The organism is Marinifilum sp. JC120, from assembly GCA_004923195.1.
GTDB lineage: Bacteria > Desulfobacterota > Desulfovibrionia > Desulfovibrionales > Desulfovibrionaceae > Maridesulfovibrio.
The window spans coordinates 212341-230650 of sequence record RDSB01000001.1; the positions used below are offsets into that span (position 1 = coordinate 212341).

Below are 18310 nucleotides of genomic sequence, written 5' to 3' on the forward strand. Positions count from 1 at the left end.
CGGGAAGACTGATTATGAATCCTCTTTTTTCACTTACTCCTTCTGAACGCGGCCCCATAGTCAACACATGGGAGCAGGAACTGGGCGGCCCACTGGTTATCTCCCTTGAAATCACCGGGCTGACTCCCCTTGTGCAACCAAATGAACAAGTGGCAAAAGCCCAGCCGATTGCAAGCGACCCGGCTAGTAAAAGACCTACCGTCCACAGCTCTGTTTCAGGCACGGTGATTGATGTAAAGAAAGACTTCATCACCATCCGAGAGGAAGGAACCCGCGTGGCTCTGCCTTCAGAATTCCTAAGCACTGATCCCCGGACCATGCTTAATGCATTGAGGGAAAACGGCATAAATGTCCGTGGACTTAAAGAAGGCTGTACCCTGATAATAAATGGCCTGCCCCATGAAGCGGGAATGGACGGCCATCGTTTCCTGATTGAGGAGTTCAGCGATGTTATGACTACCGGGCTTAATTATCTGAAAAAGGCCCTCTCCCCTAAAGCATGTGCGCTGGCCTGCCCCACCGGAATGGATTGGACTATTCCCGGCTGCACAGGGCACGAAATTAATCCTGTTTATCCCAACAGTCTCCCGGAGCTGGTTACAAAAGCGATAACCGGAAAAGAATTTCCCCCGGAAGTCTGTGTCATGGACGTGGCTACCCTGTACCGCATTGGCAGAACCATTCATGGATGCCAACCGGTCACCCTTGTTATTATTAAGATAGGCAACACCTCTTTTCTTACTCCGGTGGGTACCCCGGTCGGTGTGCTACTAAAACTGGCCGGATTCAGGCCCGCAAAACATGACCGGGTAATTCTGGGCGGACCATTAACCGGAGAAGCCGTCTACAGCCTGAAACACGGAGTCCGCCCGGACACGCAAGCCATTACGGTACTCAAAGCTGACAGAGGACCTACGGTAAAGGACAATCCCTGTGTTGGCTGTGGCGAATGCGTAATACACTGCCCGGCCCGGCTGGAACCGAACATGATCTCCCGGCATGCGGAATTCGGACTATACGAGAATACCCAAGCCTACAACATAGCCTCCTGCATTGAGTGCGGACTCTGCGGCTATTGGTGCAGGGCGCAAAGACCGCTTCTGCAATACATCCGCCTTGCTAAAAAGGAACTGGCCGCCAAACCGATACTTGAAGATTTGAGGGAGCAACAATGAAGCCACTAAACGGGTCACCCGTACTGACCGTCTCCATTCCTCCCCATGCCCATTGCGGAAGGACTTTCAAACAGGACGCACTTGAGACCATAATCGCCCTGCTTCCGGCTGCGGCTTTCGCCATCTGGCATTACGATATGCTGGCAGTGCGGGTACTGACCCTGTCATGTTTCGCAGCGGTAGTCACTGAAACCATCTGCCTCTATTTCATGAAGCGTAAAATTGAGGCAGACAACTATACCGCCCTCCTTTACGGACTCCTGTTCGGCTTCCTGATTCCCCCGGCATCTCCATGGTGGCTGGTGGCAGCAGGCAGTGCAATTTCAATTTTCATGGGCCGCATGATATTCGGAGGCCTTGGAACCAATCCGCTTTGCGTACCGCTTGTCGGCTGGGCTGTGCTGGCTGTTTCATGGCCGGACCTTATGGATTTCGACATGACCATGCTCGCTTCGGAACTGACTTATCCATTAAGCCAGCTAAAGAACTTCGGGCCGGAAATGCTTGATGAATATCCGCTCAAATCACTATTGCTGGGTTTTCAGCTAGGCGGAACCGGGGCAGCTCAGACCGGGGCTATCATGCTGGGCGGAGTATACCTGCTGGCCCGCAGAATTATCAGGCCCGATATTCCGCTGGCCTTCATTGCCGGGGTGGCAGCTACCGCTGCAATTTATTATTTCATAGATCCTCTGGAATACGGTTCACCTGAGTACCATTTACTCTGCGGATCAACTCTGTTTGGGGCATTCTTTCTGGCAACGGACGGTCCTTCTTCACCTGCGGGACACATTCCCATGCTCATCTACGGATTTATCGCAGGGGCACTGGTTGTCATTATCCGGGTATACGGAATTTACCCGGACGGTGTTCCATTCGCCATACTGCTTGCCAATCTGATGACCCCGCTGGTCGATAAAATCAAACCTGCACCTTTCGGCGGTATAACTAATATTCACTTGCGGAGACGGTCATGAAAGAAGGCTTAAAAATGATCGCAGTGCTGACCCTGATCTGCGCAATGTTCAGCGTCACCCTCGCCACCCTGAAGGAAGCCACTCAGGAACGCATTGAAGAGCAGGTGCTGACCTATGTGCAGGGCCCGGCCATCAATGAAGTGCTCAGCGGCTATGATAATTCCCCGGTTAAGGACCGCAAAAAATTCACCATCCACGGCACTGAAACAGAGATTACGGTTTTCCCGGCACTGAAAGACGGAAAACTGCTCGGCGTGGCCCTTGAAACTTTTGCCAAAGGTTACGGCGGAGATGTGGGAGTTATGGTAGGATTCGATTTAAATGGAGCACAGCTTTCCGGCATCGGCATAACCACTATGAAAGAAACCCCCGGCATCGGGTCAAGAGTTGCCGGGCACGGCTTTACCAGCCAGTTCAAGGATCATCCTACTGCTGTAGAACTGACATCCAAAGGCGGAGACATTGAAGGGATTGCCGGGGCCACAATTTCATCAACTGCATCGGTTGAAGCGGTGAAGCAGGCTGTTACCATTTTTGAAAAGATAAGACCGCAGATTACGCAAGCATGGTCAAAGGGGTCGTAAGATGAGCAGATTATGGAAAGAATTTTCAAAAGGACTCTGGAAAGACCTGCCGCCGTTCAAAGTCGTACTCGGTCTCTGCCCAGTATTGGCAGTGACCAAGACAGCGGATAACGGCCTCGGCATGGGCTTGGCGGTTATCTTTGTGCTGACCATGTCCAACGTACTTGTATCCATTTTCCGTAAAATAATCCCGCCCAAAGTGCGTATTGCCTGCTTTATTGTTATCGCGGCCTCACTGGTTGTCTCAGTAGAACTGCTCATGCAGGCCTTTGCTTACCCGCTATACCAGCAGCTGGGCATCTTCGTTCCACTCATTGTGGTTAACTGCATCATCCTCGGACGGGCTGAAGCATTTGCCTCCAAAAATCCAGTTCTGCTTGCGGCTGCGGACGGACTGGGCATGGGCATCGGTTTTACAATCTCCCTGACCCTGCTCGGCGGACTGCGCGAACTGTTCGGTTACGGAACACTGTTCGGCAGCCAGATTATGCCCGCAAGCTACAAGCCTTTCAGCTTCATGGTCGAGGCTCCCGGCGCATTTGTCTGCCTCGGATTGCTGCTCTCAGCCATGAACATCTTCACCAGTTGGCAAGCCAGACGTAAAGGACAGGCTGTTCTTGATAACCCCAGCCACGAATGCAGGTCCTGCGGCATTTGCAGCCGTTAAAGGGAGTAAGCCATGAAAGAATATTTCCTGCTCTTCATCTCAGCCATATTCGTCAACAATATTGTGCTGGCCCAATATCTGGGCAACTGCCCGTTCATCGGCACTTCCAAGAAAATTTCAGTGGCTATAGGCATGGGCAGCGCAGTGGTATTTGTAGCCACCATGGCTGCATCAATTACATGGGCGGTACAGGAATACCTGCTCGATCCTTTGGGATTACAATATCTCCAGACCCTGACTTTTATCCTTGTCATTGCCTCGCTGGTCCAGTTTGTGGAGATGTTCCTGAAGAAGGCCGTGCCTCCGCTTTACAAATCGCTAGGTATATTCCTGCCGCTGATCACCACCAACTGCGCGGTGATGGGTATAGCTATCATCTGCCAGCGGGAAGAATTTACTTTCATCAAGACCGTAGCCTTCTCCTTTGCTTCCGGCATGGGCTTCATGCTGGCACTTATAGTGCTCTCGGCAATACGTGAAAGGATTGAAGTTTCAAGGACACCCAAATCCATGAAAGGCACGCCCATTGCGCTGGTCATGGCCGGGCTTATGTCACTGGCATTTTTCGCATTTAAAGGGATGATTTAAACTAAAAAGGGACTAAGTCCCTTTGGAATCCCTATTAGTTTAAATTACTTAATGAATAGGCGGGATATATATGGTTCTTTCATCACTATTCGTACTTATGGGACTGGGCTTCACTGCCGCTACCATTCTAGCTGTGGCCTCCAAGATCCTGTATGTTAAGGAAGACCCGCGTATTGCGCAGGTTGAGGACGTTCTGCCCGGAGTAAACTGCGGAGGCTGCGGCTACGCAGGATGCGCCGGAGCTGCTAATGCGGTGATTGATGGTAAATCAGGAGCCAATGTCTGCGTAATCGGCGGGATAGAAACCGCCAAGGCTGTTGGCGCGGTCATGGGCCTTGAAGTACTGGACATGGAACCGGAACTTGCTTTCAGAGACTGCACCGGAGGCGAACGGGCTGAAGAACTTTTCAATTACGAAGGAGCAGGCAACTGCCGCGCGCAAGCCCTGCTTTACAATGGAGCCAAAACCTGCCCTGAAGGTTGTCTCGGCCTTGGGACTTGCGTAGCGGTCTGTCCTTTTGATGCCATCCACATGGGACCGGACGGATTACCCATAGTGGACCCACTGGCCTGCCTTGCTTGCCGCAAATGTGTTGAAGCCTGTCCGCGCGGAGTACTTTCCATCGTCTCCATGAGCGCGAAACTGCTGCATGTGGAAGAAGTGAACGATTGCCTTGCCCCCTGCCAGCAAGAATGCCCGGCAAACATCAATATTCCCCGCTACATTGAAGCCGCCAACAATGGCGATTATGCCGGAGCGGTCAATATTATCCGTGAACGCAACCCGCTATTGCTGGTTTGCGGACGGGTCTGCCCGCGCCCCTGCGAACTGGTATGCCGCCGAACCCATGTGGATGAAGCAGTTGGCATCAACATGATCAAACGTTTTGTTGCTGACTGGGAAATGAAAAACAACCTGCGTCTGCCCATCCCCTGCGCCAAGGAGACCGGACGCAAAGTAGCAATCATCGGCGGCGGCCCATCCGGCCTTTCCTGCGCCTTTTTTCTGCGCCGCCTCGGACATAGCCCGACTATAATCGAAGCCATGCCGGATCTGGGCGGACAACTACGCTACGGTATCCCTGAGTACAGGCTGCCTAAAAATGATCTTGCCTGGGAAATTCAAGGTATCCTTGATCTTGGCGTAGAAGTGCGCACGGAACAAAGACTGGGTCCGGATTTCACCATAAACGACCTTGAAGAAGAAGGATTCGAAGCATTTTTCATGGGTATCGGAGCATGGGCCAGCGGAACCCTGCGTATTGACGGCGAAGACGCACAGGGAGTGCTTTCAGGAACTGAATTTCTTACTGCGGTAGGACTTGGGCAAACCCCGGCAATAGGTCCGAAAGTGATTGTTGTCGGCGGTGGTAACACAGCCATTGATGCTGCCCGGACAAGTATTCGTCTTGGCTGCGATGTCACCCTGCTCTATCGACGTACCCGCGATGAAATGCCCGCAAATAAAGAAGAAATTATAGCAGCTGCGGATGAGGGAATTAAGTTTGTTTTCCTGTCTGCTCCCACCAAAGTTATCATTGATGACAAAGGCAAGGCCACCCATTTGGAATGCACAAGAATGGAGCTTGGCGAACCTGATGAATCTGGACGCCGTCGCCCTGTACCAGTGGAAGGTACCGAAGCACGCTATCCTGTTGATACCATCATTTCAGCAATCGGACAGAAGCCTCAACTTTCATGTTTTTATACGAAAGGTGAAGAACAATGCAGCATTGGTTTCACTCGCTGGCGGACAATTGATGCCCATCCCGAAACCCTGCAAACATCCGTCCCAAAAGTTTTCGCGGGGGGAGACGCTGTTTCAGGACCGGATCTAGTTATCTCCGCAGTTGGTGCAGGCAGGCAGGCCGCCCGCTCAATTCATTACCTGCTGACCACAGATCAAATACCTATGGCTGATAATATCCTGCGCGAACTGATTCCTTACACTCTTTTCAAAGATGTAGACGGCTGCAAGCATAAGGAACGCTCAGAAATGCCGCATCTCTGTTCCGGTGATGATCGGACCAGCACATTCAAGGAAATCGAAGGCTGTCTCTGTGAAGAAGAATTACACCATGAAACTTCACGCTGCCTGCGCTGCGGCCTGACCTGTTATGACCGGGACATTCCGCTGGAAAACATCTTCACCAACCGGGTCGGCGAAAAAGTAGAATAATGATTCAGACTACTTAGAAAGTGCCTGCTGCAAGGCGCAAAAAAAGGCGCACCGGGTAATCCCAGTGCGCCTAAACTTTGATCGCTCAAAGCTATTATTTCTGGAGGCCGGACTGTACGTCCTTGAGGAGCTCCTGAACCTTGGCAAGTTTTGCCTGCTCTTCTTCGCTGAGCTGTGCGCCAACGTAAGAAGCTTTCTGGTTCATTTCTTCAATAATACCGTCCATGATAATATGTCTGGTTTTAGTGGGGAGCTTTTCAAGTTCAACCAGTCTGCCGTCTACAACAGTCATCTGGGTGTTCAGGGCTTCCACATCACCGCGTACGGTCTGCAAATCTTTAACTTCAGCGGTAAGGCTGGTAAGATTCTGATTCAGGCCGTAGAAAAATACTACAAGAAGAACTACTGCCATAAAGGAAATGATAATTGCTACCTTACCCATATCCTTCTGAGCAGTTTCGCTGACGCCGGATGCGACGTCTTCAACCAGCACTTCTTCGTTCTGCTGGTAATCTTCCATCTGATGCACTTTTTCAGTTGCTGCGCTCATTTTTTTCCTCCTAAATGATCGTGTTTATAACGAAAATGGACTATACTTCAAGGACGACTTCAAATCAAGAATTTAAACCTTTTTTAAAATTTTTGATCCATCCTCCCTGTAAACACTCCGTGACTCTCACAAAAAATCAAGTTGCGCAACCATGATAAATCAAAACCATTAACTTAAAAGCTGAATAAGATAAAAAAATCCCGCAGCCGCTTAATCCTTCCTGAACTGTGAAATCAATTCCCGGCACAATACTTGCTATTTCTTAATAAAAATAAATTTGTGGAAAATATTTCCTAACAATAATTAGATAATATTCTCGGGAGCCTGACATGTTCACCAGCTCAGTTTCAAACGGATCAAGCACTGCCGGAAGCTATTTTTCCAACATTGCCAACAACTCACAAAGTGCGAAAACACCTAATATTTCGAACAACTTAAGCCCAACCCAGATCCGCAGGCAGTTGCAAATGCAATTCGCCAGCATGAGCTTTGGGCTGAACTCCGGTGAACAGCAACAGGTAAACGGATATTTCTCACAGCTGAACAATATTTATGGCGTCAATGATTCGTCTATCCGCGAAGAACAGGAAAAAAAATTTAAAGAACTTAAAAAAGAACTCGATGAACTCTACGGTCTCGACAAAAAGCCCAAAAAGCTCACCGCTGAAGAGCAAAAGAAAGTCGATGATCTCCAGACAAAACTTGACGAGCTTTATGAAATCGTTCCCACAAAAGATCCAGAGGGAGCAGATCGCACAAGGGCAGAAAGCCTGAAATGGGAACTTAAAAAATTATATTACCCAGAAGGTAAAGTTCTGACTGCTGCTGAAAAGAAAAAAGAAGCATCTATCCAAAAAGAATTAAAAGAAATCTTCGGCATAACCGGCCCCAAGACCCTGAGCAAAGAAGAACAGGCCACAGCGGACGAGCTTAATAAACAAATTGATGAAATATGCGGCACAACCAAAAAAGAACTCAATGAAGAAGAAAAGAAACGAGCTGATGAACTTCTTCTTGAAATGGAAAAGATTGCCGGAAGCTTAGTCACCCATGGCCTCAGCAATGCTGAGAAAAATCTGTACTACAAACTTGATGAACAATCCGATGCTCTTAAAGCAAAAGCCAAAGAATCTACCCTATCTGATGAAGAACAGGATAAACTTGCCAAAATAACCAAAAACATCGACATACTGCTGGATAAAGCTGCCGCTATTCAAGAGCAGCAGGACAAACAGGCCGGTCAAGTTCACGGGCAGCTTAACGGCTTTTTCTCCCAGTTGGGAATGATGGGGGGCGGAACTCTGCTCTCAAGAAGCATATAAATTTCACTTGAAAAATACTCCGTTTTCTCTTACCCCTGAAACCTGTACGGACAGATATGGAGCCACGCTCCCTTACATATAATTTTCAGGATGAAAGGAGTCAGCAAATGCCTATTTATGAATTTAAATGCCCCAAGTGCGCTAAAGAATTTGATGAACTGGTAATGCCCGGAAAGGAAGCTAAAGCAGACTGCCCCGAGTGCGGACACAAAGAATGTGAAAAGCTGCTCTCCATAGGCAATGTACGCCCCAACGGCATCCCCAAAGGAATGGGCGGATATAAAGAGCCGTGTAAAGGTTGCAACGGCTGCGGATAAAACCAAATCTGCGAATTTCAAATGCTAAGAAATAAAAACCCCGGAAGCCTGTGCTTCCGGGGTTCTTTTAGATCTGCTGTTCAAGCTCGGATATCATAAATTTGAGCGTCACCTGTTCGGCGATAGCTGAAACAATTATTTTCATTAATTCCCAGCCTTTCGTGAATTCCTGCCAGCCACTGGGTACGCCCAAAGGCATGCGTAGGCACAAATACTTGCGGCCTGATCTCCTGCGCCAGCTGCGGACCTCCGGCTAAACTTTCCAACCTTCTATCCACATTGGAAAAAACGACATGAACGCCGTAATCAGCCACTCTTTCCACTGCTGAGCGGAAGAACGACCGAGTAAAATCAAGTTCGTTCTGTGAAGCTGTTTCCCAATCCCAACAAGCCAAATCCCCGCCGTTATACACCTTCAACCCTTCAGGGGTACTGAAAAGGAAAGCTACCCCCAGATCATTGGACATGAGGGTCTCGATTATAAGTCCATGAAATTCATACTTTTCATCCGGTTCAACAATCAGTGCATCGCCAAAATCCAAATCAGGATACATTTCTTCAATATCGTCAGAAATAACAGCCTTTAAGGACGCAGCCCCTGCGCAAACTTCGCGGTAATCCGGAGCGAAATGATCCAAATGACTGTGAGAAAAAAAAGCGGTTACCTTTCTACCCGCCAGTACTTCCTGCAAAGCAGAGAGGACCTTATTACTCCTGAACCGCTGGGCGGGAATATCAAAGACATAACTATCTTCTCCCGCCTCAAGCACAAAGCAGTTATGAAAGATATGAACAAGACGGATTTCCATAGAACTATTCAGCTTTGGCTGCTTCCTGCTCTTCCAAAAGAGCACGGCTCACCGGCAGGTAGACATGGGACCAAGAGGTCAGATGTCCGGCCAGATATTCAGCTTCAGGGCCGGAACCGCAGAACAAATCAACCCTAGTCCCTTTGATGGCTCCACCGCGATCCTGCGCCATTACGATTTTAGCAAACGGAGTCTTGCCCTTCTCTCCCTGTTGCGGAAGACGAGTGGTCAGCAAAGCCAAAGAGCCGAGAGGCAAAACCTTGCTATCCACGGCCACACTGGCCATAGGGGTAAGCGGTGCGCCCATGGAACCGAAGGGACCTTCGTCATCAATCCTGAAAAAGACATAACTGGGGTTGGTAGTCAGCAACTCCTGAACCAGTTCGGGATTAGCAGCAAGAAAAGCTTTGATCTTCTGCATGCTCATACCCTCTTTGGGAAGCAGTCCGCGCTGAATCAAGATCTTACCGAGGGATACGTATTTTAAACCGTTTTTCCCGGCATAAAGAACATGTTTCACGCTTCCGTCGGGTAGAATAAGACGCCCTGAGCCTTGAATCTGAAGAATGAAAACATCAACCAAATCCTTAACCCACGCGATTTCTATCCCCTTGCCCTGCAACGCTCCTTTAAAATCAATATCTTCACGATCATAGTAAGGAAAGACTTCTCCATTCTCATGACGATAAATCAAATGCTGCCCTCTCCAGCGGTGATGAAATTTTCCAAGATCAAGATTTTTCAAATCTGAGGGAACACTGTATAGTGGATAAGGATAGTCTGGATGAGGTACCAGTGATGCTTCCAAATAAGGCTCATAATATCCGGTCAGAAGAGTTCGCGGAGCCATGGAATACCAGGTGAATTTTTCATTCAGAAGCTCAGGAGACTCCGCAAGCAGCGGCAAAATTTCAAGCATTTCCTCATTGGTTCGCTTAAGCATTCCCCAAGTAATCTGCATGCGCCCATATTTTGCGGCTACACTTTTTTGCGGTTTGCGAGACAAATATCTGAGGTTGCGCTCAATTCCGTTTTGCAAATCAAGCCATGAAAATTCAGAACCGCTCTGAAACTCCAAACGTTTTATAAGGCCGGAAACCTGAGTCCGCTCTATTTTGTGATACCCCTTTGTCGGAATATCAGTAGGGGTACTGCGGGTTGAGCAACCACCTAAAAAAGAAAGAATCACTATTCCCCAAATAAAAGCTAAAAAATATTTCTTAGAACTCAAAGAAGCCACCGAACCCTGCCTTATTTTATGATATATTATTTACTATTGGACTGGAAAAAAAAATGAAATTGGCATAAAGAAAGCATAACTATACACATAATAATGCGCGTTGTTATTCACGACTCCAAAACAAACGCCACTCCCACAGGAACAAGCATGCGTTTACTTCCTATCATTGCATCCATAGTCACCATCTTAATGGTATCATCCCCTGTCTTTGCCGACCGCTGGGATCTGGTGATACTCACAACTTCCGGGCTTAACGGGCAACTGCTTCCGGCGGAAGAAAAGAATGAGCAACACAGTACCAGCATGGTACGTACTTTCGGAGGATTTGCAAGAATTCAGTCAGTATTTGAATCATATAGAGATAAGTATCCCGGAGCGACAATAACAGTGGCAACAGGTGACGACCTCATGGGAGAATCACTGACAAACGAAAAAGGCAAAACCGTTTTCGAAGCCATGAACATGATGGGTTTCAATATTTCCACCCTTGGTAACCACGAATTTAACAGGGGATCAAAATTTCTGGTCAACACCCTGAAATCAAAAAAATTTCCAACAGTGGTCAGCAACCTGAAAATAGCCAAAAGAAATCCCCTGCGGAAATATATCCGCAGCACGGATGTGCTTGAACGCAATTTCGTCAAGGTTGGATTCATGGGCATGATTCTGCCTGAACTGAAACTTATTTCCAATCCCGGTTCAGGTGTTTCCGTACCTGCCGACATTGTCAAATCAGCTCGGGAAACAGCACAGAAACTGAAGCAAAGCCAAAAAACAGATTTGATTATCCTGCTGAGCCACCTGCCGCTAGAAGCACAGAAAAAAATCCTGCAAGAAGTTCCTGAAATCGATATCATCTGCGGCGGACACAGCAACAAAGACATCCTGCCCGGACAGGAAATTATTGCGCGCGACGCCCCCAACCCCGGTCTGATGGTCCAATGCGGAAATCAGGGGCGCTATGTCGGTGTTCTAAAAATCAACATGGATGCTAAATCCATCCACAAACACGAATGGACCATCATCCCGGTAACGGACAAAACGAAGGAAGACAGCAACATAAAGTCTTTTCTTTCAACAAAAATAAAAGACACCAAGAGCGTCGCTATTGCCGTCAGCCCGGTAGCACTTGATACGCGAACGGTCTTTATTCGGACCGAAGAGACTGTAGCCGGAAGCATGGTAAGTGCCATCATACGCAACGAATTCAATACCGATATAGCATTCCAGAACGGCGGCGGCATCAGGGGAGACAAAATAATTCCCACAGGTCCGATAACTGATCAGGACATCGACACCATGTTTCCCTTTGGCAATAAAATCACAGTCATGAAAGTTACCGGACAAACCCTGAAGCAAATCCTTGAACGTTCAGTGCATAAACTCCCCGCTCCTTCAGGTGCCTTTCTCCAGATTTCAGGCCTTAAATTCACCCTTGACCTGAATGGACAACCTCAAGAGCTGGAAATAAACGTTCAGGGTAAACCTGCAAAAATAAAAACCGCAGGGTCTCGAATTTCAAACATAAAGATTCAGGACAAATCAGGAGCCTATAAATCCCTGAACAATGACCGCAAATACTCCATCGCCACCAACTCCTATCTTGCTCGAGGCGGCGACGGCTACATCATGCTCAAAAATGTACCGGGAAAAGTTGAAACCTTTGTGAAGGTCAACGAAGTAATCAAATCCAGGATGCAAAAACAGGACAAACTCAACACAGAATACCCACCAGTCATATATAAACCGGACGGATCTCTATACAAAAAGTAATCCTTATTTGTATAAAACTAAAAATATCCTGAAATTCATCATGGTAGACGTGAAGCAGTAGCAGCAGAAATTACAAAGAATATCTCTACTCTTTGTGATTTAACACGTCCTGGAATTCGACTCCGTAGATGTGGAGCATTACCATCAAAAAAGACAATATCAGCGGGCCATACAAAATACCAAGTGGACCGAAGGCGTTGATGCCTCCAAGAATGGCTAAAAAGACGTAAATGGTTGAGACGCGTGAAGCTTCACGAACAATAATGGGCCGAAGCACGGTATCAATCCCGGTCACCAGCACACCACACCAAAGCAGTAGAAAGATTGCTAATTTCGTCTTTCCAACTATAAGCAGATAAGCCGTAGCCGGAACCCAGATTAACCCGGTACCCAATACTGGAATCAAGGAAGTAAACCCCATCATGGCTCCCCAAAAAAGAGCGGGGATACCGGATATTGCCAGACCGATCCCGCCGACAACTCCCTGCAATAAAGCAATAAAAAGGCTGCCGAAAAGAACCGATTTAGATACCTTCCTAAGACTTTCAATAATAAAGTCTTCCTGCTCAGACCTTAAAGGAGAAAGATACCTAACACGGTTGATGAAACGGTCCCCATCCTTGAGAAAAGAAAAAACAAGAAAATTCATGATCAGGAAATGAGCGACAAGGCTTGCCATATTGCCCGCAAGCCATGTTCCGGATGTAAGCATTGCTTGCCCGAAACTACGTGAAATTTCGAGAACTTTGGATTGAATGTCACTGGAGCTAATCTCAAGAAAAGGAAATTTATGCTCAATCCATTGCAGGTATGCATTATACTGTTGTGAATCAAAAAGTTTCGAAAAATCCGTAGTTCGCAGCCATTCATTTATGGCGGAAACTGAATCTACCCCCTGCCCGATCAAACCCAAAAAGAAAATCACAGCGGGAATAATAATGGCAAAAACAATAATGAGTACGGTCAGAAATGCCCCGACAGCAGGCCTTCCTCCAAGTCGACGGCATATCTTCCTATTCAAGGGATAAAAAATACCACTCAAAACAACTGAAATAACTATAGTATTTATGAAAGGCTTAATAACGGAATATCCCAGCGCAATGGCGGAGATAAGCAACAGGATAAGAAAAAAAGTATAGATAGCAGGAGATTTGATTATTTTTTCATCAGGGGGGGTCATGCGCAAGTCCTTAAATCTGATTAATTATGCTGAAGGATGCCCATACTCACAGATAAAAAAAACAAGCACAATTAAAATCAGGCTGATTTAAAAATATAATCGGACATTACTGCAAAAGTATTGTCCGCCTCCTTCTTCATGCATGAGACCAATCCTTCCACTGTAGCCATACTTCCGTGCTGGATAATTTTTTCAACCTCCTGTGCCAGAGAGGAAAGCTTGTGAGCTCCAACATCAAGAGACAGGCCATGCAAAAGAGCAATCTCGCACTTAAGAATTTCCAGATCACAGTCGGCAATTGCTTTATCAACCTTAGAAAAGTGCATGGGGACAAGTTTCAGAAAATGGCGATAGATTTCACGCACAAGCTGGCCATTACCGTCGAGTCTATTGATGGTTCCCTTCAAATCAAGATTGAGGGCGTTTTCAAAATTTGTATCCTGTTCAATCACTACCTGATCAACGCTATCTTCACCTTGCACAACTGACAACATAGCCTGCATCAAATCACAGGAGTTGAAAGGCTTGGACAAATATCCGTTCATCCCCACATCAAGACACCGCTCCCTATCCCCTTTCATGGCATGTGCAGTAAGGGCAAGAATAGGAATCTGCGGGTCAACTTCTTCAATATAACCTGTACGGATAAGACGCGTCGCTTCCAAACCGTCCATGACCGGCATCTGAATATCCATAATAACCAGATCAAAAGGCTTTCGGGCTAAAAGACTTATTGCTTCCCGTCCGTTCTCAACCATTTCAAGTTCACAGTTGGCATCTTCAAGAAAAGCAGACACAACCCTGCGGGTAATAATATTGTCATCAGCAAGCATAACCCGCTTGAACTGGTTAAAATTTATACATTCATTAACAGCTCCCTGAGCTTTCTCCTCCATGTCTCCATCGACAGACTTGAATACTGCGGTAAAATAAAAACTGCTACCCTGTGCAGGCTTTGTCTCCAGCCATATAGATCCTTGCAACATATTAATAAGATTATGGGTGATAGCCAGTCCCAGCCCGATACCGCCGTGCTTTCGGGTCATATAATCTTCAAGTTGGGTGAAACTTTCAAAAATTGAATCAGCCTTATTTCGAGAAATGCCTACTCCGGTATCAGAAACAATAAAAAGCAATCTTACGCAACCTGCGGGATACGGGTCTACATCACATTCGTCCGGCATAACTTCAATCGTAATGCCTCCTTTGTCCGTATACTTAATTGCATTGCTGACAATATTATTCAAAATCTGGGTCAACCGCCCTGAATCACCTTGCATTTCACCGGCAATATCGGGATGGAGGAAACACTCCATGGTCAAGCCTTTATTTTCGGCATTAGGAGTATGAGAATTTACGACCAATGACAGAATCTGACGGATATCAAAAACCCCTTCCCGCAATTCAAGAATACGCCGCTCGATCTTTGAGTAGTCCAGCATATCATTTAAAACCCGCAATAATGAGGAAGCAGACCCCTTGATCAATTCAACATATTCCTGCTGTTCAGAAGCAAGTCCACTTCCAAGCAGGATCTCACTCAATCCGAGAATTCCGTTCATGGGGGTACGCAATTCGTGGCTAATGGTAGCAAGAAAGGAACTTTTGGCTTCGTTTGCAGCTTCAGCATCAGCAACTGCCTGCCGATATTCCTGCTCCATGCCGTGCTTGAATAAGGCAATCTCAATGGATGAACGCAACTCACGCTCTTCAAAAGGTTTCAGCAGATAACCGAAAGGCCCGGAAAGTTTCGCCCTGCCAAGGGTTTTTTCATCAGAAAAGGCGGTTAGAAAAACAATAGGAATATCAAATTTTCTGATGATAGCATTAGCTGCTTCAATTCCATCCATTTCACCCTGAAGCTTGATATCCATGATAACCAAATCAGGTTGTGTGGCCTCAGCTTTATCAATTGCTTCTCTTCCGGCCCCGGCACTGCCTGCGATAATATACCCCAATCGCCTAAGTGTCGCCTGAATATCAAGATTGACTATCTTTTCATCATCAACAACAAGAATCCGCTTACCTGCCATCAACTCTACCCCGTTAATACTTATTTAAAACAAATCATAACATGTGATATAATAGATATTAACAGAATTGAAAACACATTCTATTTATTTTATCACTAAAAAAACCGGTCCTGAAATTTACAGAACCGGCTCCAATTAAGCATAATGCATTTTATTATTTTATAAAATCTGATCCAGAAACTGCTTAAGACGCGGATGATCGGCACTGCTGAAAAATTCCTCCGGGGGAGCACATGCTATAATCCTTCCATCTTCCATGAAAACAATCCTGTCGGCAACTTCACGGGCAAAGCCCATTTCATGGGTTACAACCACCATGGTCATGCCTTCACGGGCCAGATTTTTCATTACATCTAAAACTTCCCCGATCATTTCCGGGTCGAGCGCGGAAGTAGGTTCGTCAAAAAGCATGATCTTAGGATTCATCGCCAGAGCGCGAGCAATAGCCACCCTCTGTTGCTGCCCGCCCGAGAGCTTGGAAGGATACACATTGGCCTTTTCACGAATGCCTACTTTTTTAAGCAGATCAACGGCAATAGCCTTGGCTTCTTCCTTCTCCATTCCTTTAAGGCGGATCGGGGCCATGGTCAGATTTTCCAATACGGTCTTATGCGGAAAAAGATTAAAGGACTGAAAAACCATTCCCAGTTCCTGACGAATAGTATTAATGTCGTTATCCTTGTCATGCACATCAAGACCGTCAACAACAATTGACCCTTTGTTGATCTCTTCAAGGCGGTTGATGGAGCGCAGAAGCGTACTTTTACCGGACCCTGATGGTCCGATAATTACGACCTTTTCTCCCGGCTTGATATCAAGGGAAACGTCGCTGAGTGCAGCCAGATCACCGAAAAACTTATAGACATTTTTAATTTCAATGATGGGGTTAACGGTCATAATGGCTCAACCTCTCTTCCATGTGGCTTACCGCTCTTGAAAGAATCAAGGTGATAACCAGATAAACAAGTGCGATCAGAGTATATGTTTCAAAATACTGAAAACTTTCCGCTGCAAATTCACGTCCGCGCCTGAGAATATCTGCAACAGCAATGATAGACACTAGCGAGGAATCTTTAAGCAGGGCAATAAATTCGTTACCGACCGGAGGCAGTATAGTCCGCCATGCTTGCGGCAGAATAACCAGAAACATTGTTTCATTTTTGTTGAATCCCAATGACCTTGCAGCTTCAACCTGACCTTGGTCAATGGATTCAATACCGGCACGAAAAACTTCACCCATGTACGCACCGTAACAGACGCTCATAGCAATTATGGCGGAAAGCATATCCGGCACCTGAAGCACCCGGCCCATTGCATAATAAATGTAGAAAAGCTGTACGAGCAGCGGGATACCCCTGACAACTTCAACATAAGTAGAAGCAATCAGGTTAATGACTTTGTTGCTGGAAATTCTACCCAGCCCGGTAAAAAGGCCAATGAACAGAGCGCCGAAAATTGAACAGATGGTGACTTCAAAGGTTACAACAATTCCGTCAGGAATAAAGAGCAGAATATCCCTGTACGGGTCAGGCTTGGTGATCACCAAATAAGCGATAATCCCTACGGCTCCGATAAAGGAAACCCACCAAGCATTCAACAGCCCTTTATCACTGCTATCGGGAATGCTGGCCCCGTCCGTAACCTCAATCTTAACTTGTTTTTCTTTCATAATATATTTTACCCGGGCTGCATGAAAATGCCGGGACCGGCTCAGTTACGTCCGATCCCGGCCATTTGTTATCAACTCAAGCCTGCGGTCTGCGCAATTAATTGCTGCCGAACCACTTGGCTTTGATTATATCGTAGGTACCGTCAGCCCGTACAGCTGAAAGACCTTTGTTGATCATATCAAGGATTTCAGAATTACCTTTCTTTACAGCAACACCGAGATATTCAGCTTTGTCACTCTTTACAACAAAGGCAATTTTAAGCTTCTTGGAGTAATCTTCCTGCTGCAAAGCAAAGTCTGCTGCAATGGGATCGTCACAGACAACTGCGGCGAGGCGTCCATTGTAAAGGTCTTCCATTGCAAGTCCAATTTCGTCATAGGACTTGGGAGTTACGCCTTCAACGGATTTAATAGCAAAGTAACCGGTGGTACCGATCTGAGCACCAACTTTTTTGCCTTTGAAATCAGCAAGAGTCTTCGCAGCGGAATCCTTGGCGGTAACAACAGACTGCTGAACTTCAAAATAGGGAGCGGAGAAATTCATTACTTTTTTGCGCTTTTCGTTAATTGTAACGGAAGAGCAAATAGCATCATATTTGCCAGCTGCAAGACCTGCGAAAATACCGTCCCAAGCAACGTTCTTGATCTTCACTTCATAACCTGCCGCCTTGGCACAGGCTTTCATGAGATCAACAGAAAAACCTACAATCTGCTTATCTTTATTGACAAACTCCATGGGGGGCCATGTACAGTCTGATGCAATGTTAATCACCTTTTTTCCGGCAAGAGCAGGTGTTGCGGCAAGAATAGTCAACAACAGGGCAACTATAATCCTCTTCATAAATATTCCTCCAATAAGTTAAAATACCCTTAAAATCACATGCATGAAAATTATACAAAAAAGTAACCGTGTCAATAACGGTTTCCATGGACAATATTGTTTTCTTTGAATTATAATGCATGTAAAAAAATGTTTTCTTGAACTTTATTCAAAAAAAAGTTAATTTTCCAGATTCTTTTTTTCAAAAAGGGGCATTACGAATGAAAAACAAAGTCAAACAAGAAAGGCAGGAAGCTGTAGAAGTTATCTGCCCCAAATGCCGTGACACACGTATTGTCTACTTCCCCAAGGAATCAATGCCGACCTGCCCTATTTGCAAGGTTGAAATGATTGTTAAGGAAGTACTGACAGAAGGCAAATACGGTTGATCGGCCCTTTGCTCACAGGTATTTTGACTTAAATGCAG

At 46.5% G+C, this 18310-nt stretch carries 17 protein-coding genes; 9 read left to right on the forward strand and 8 right to left on the reverse strand.

The genetic code is table 11. The annotated features are described in order from the left end of the window. The first annotated feature begins 14 nt into the window (after positions 1-14). The 6 genes from D0S45_01050 to D0S45_01075 all read left to right on the forward strand — a co-directional run bounded on the left by D0S45_01050 (position 15) and on the right by D0S45_01075 (position 6170). The gene (locus tag D0S45_01050) at positions 15-1175 is read left to right on the forward strand and encodes a 4Fe-4S dicluster domain-containing protein (GenBank protein TIH19954.1); all 1161 of its coding nucleotides are present in this window, start codon (positions 15-17) and stop codon (positions 1173-1175) included. Next, a complete protein-coding gene (locus tag D0S45_01055; GenBank protein ID TIH19955.1) occupies positions 1172-2152 on the forward strand; it encodes an RnfABCDGE type electron transport complex subunit D in 981 nt (326 codons plus the stop codon). Before D0S45_01050 ends, D0S45_01055 begins: the two co-directional genes overlap by 4 nt. Continuing rightward, positions 2149-2736 carry an RnfABCDGE type electron transport complex subunit G gene (locus tag D0S45_01060; GenBank protein ID TIH19956.1) on the forward strand — a complete coding sequence of 196 codons (588 nt, stop codon included), beginning with the start codon at positions 2149-2151 and terminating at the stop codon, positions 2734-2736. Before D0S45_01055 ends, D0S45_01060 begins: the two co-directional genes overlap by 4 nt. 1 nt (position 2737) lies before the next feature. Next, on the forward strand, positions 2738-3403 hold the full coding sequence (locus tag D0S45_01065; protein TIH19957.1) for an electron transport complex subunit E: 666 nt from the start codon (positions 2738-2740) through the stop codon (positions 3401-3403). 12 nt (positions 3404-3415) lie between these two features. Beyond that, the gene (locus D0S45_01070) at positions 3416-3991 is read left to right on the forward strand and encodes an RnfABCDGE type electron transport complex subunit A (GenBank protein ID TIH19958.1); all 576 of its coding nucleotides are present in this window, start codon (positions 3416-3418) and stop codon (positions 3989-3991) included. 70 nt (positions 3992-4061) lie between these two features. Then, entirely contained in the window at positions 4062-6170 is a 2109-nt protein-coding gene (locus tag D0S45_01075; protein TIH19959.1) for an electron transporter RnfB, read from the forward strand. 94 nt (positions 6171-6264) lie between these two features. On the opposite strand, the gene D0S45_01080 is transcribed toward D0S45_01075, so the two are convergent. After that, on the reverse strand, positions 6265-6720 hold the full coding sequence (locus D0S45_01080; protein TIH19960.1) for a hypothetical protein: 456 nt from the start codon (positions 6718-6720) through the stop codon (positions 6265-6267). A 329-nt stretch (positions 6721-7049) separates the two neighbouring features. Here D0S45_01080 and D0S45_01085 point away from each other — a divergent pair, with 329 nt between their 5' ends. Next, complete coding sequence (locus D0S45_01085; protein TIH19961.1) at positions 7050-8042, forward strand: hypothetical protein; 993 nt, start codon at positions 7050-7052, stop codon at positions 8040-8042. 107 nt (positions 8043-8149) lie between these two features. Further along, positions 8150-8359: a zinc ribbon domain-containing protein gene (locus D0S45_01090; GenBank protein TIH19962.1), complete on the forward strand. Its 210-nt coding sequence runs from the start codon at positions 8150-8152 to the stop codon at positions 8357-8359. A gap of 80 nt (positions 8360-8439) precedes the next feature. Here the strand turns inward: D0S45_01090 and D0S45_01095 are convergent, their stop codons facing one another. Then, a complete protein-coding gene (locus tag D0S45_01095) occupies positions 8440-9168 on the reverse strand; it encodes a hypothetical protein (GenBank protein TIH19963.1) in 729 nt (242 codons plus the stop codon). A gap of 4 nt (positions 9169-9172) precedes the next feature. Continuing rightward, the gene (locus D0S45_01100; protein TIH19964.1) at positions 9173-10408 is read right to left on the reverse strand and encodes a transglycosylase; all 1236 of its coding nucleotides are present in this window, start codon (positions 10406-10408) and stop codon (positions 9173-9175) included. Positions 10409-10555: 147 nt separating this feature from the next. Between D0S45_01100 and D0S45_01105 the strand changes: the two genes are divergently transcribed. Continuing rightward, positions 10556-12181, forward strand: coding sequence for a bifunctional metallophosphatase/5'-nucleotidase (locus D0S45_01105; GenBank protein ID TIH19965.1), 1626 nt, complete (start codon positions 10556-10558; stop codon positions 12179-12181). A gap of 85 nt (positions 12182-12266) precedes the next feature. On the opposite strand, the gene D0S45_01110 is transcribed toward D0S45_01105, so the two are convergent. The 5 genes from D0S45_01110 to D0S45_01130 form a co-directional block, all read right to left on the reverse strand. After that, the gene (locus D0S45_01110; GenBank protein ID TIH19966.1) at positions 12267-13361 is read right to left on the reverse strand and encodes an AI-2E family transporter; all 1095 of its coding nucleotides are present in this window, start codon (positions 13359-13361) and stop codon (positions 12267-12269) included. A gap of 77 nt (positions 13362-13438) precedes the next feature. Continuing rightward, the gene (locus D0S45_01115) at positions 13439-15394 is read right to left on the reverse strand and encodes a hybrid sensor histidine kinase/response regulator (protein TIH19967.1); all 1956 of its coding nucleotides are present in this window, start codon (positions 15392-15394) and stop codon (positions 13439-13441) included. 159 nt (positions 15395-15553) lie between these two features. Then, positions 15554-16291 carry an amino acid ABC transporter ATP-binding protein gene (locus D0S45_01120; protein ID TIH19968.1) on the reverse strand — a complete coding sequence of 246 codons (738 nt, stop codon included), beginning with the start codon at positions 16289-16291 and terminating at the stop codon, positions 15554-15556. Continuing rightward, complete coding sequence (locus tag D0S45_01125) at positions 16281-17063, reverse strand: amino acid ABC transporter permease (GenBank protein ID TIH19969.1); 783 nt, start codon at positions 17061-17063, stop codon at positions 16281-16283. The genes D0S45_01120 and D0S45_01125 overlap by 11 nt, the downstream gene beginning before the upstream one ends. 97 nt (positions 17064-17160) lie before the next feature. Continuing rightward, complete coding sequence (locus tag D0S45_01130) at positions 17161-17904, reverse strand: basic amino acid ABC transporter substrate-binding protein (protein TIH19970.1); 744 nt, start codon at positions 17902-17904, stop codon at positions 17161-17163. Positions 17905-18310 lie beyond the last annotated feature (406 nt).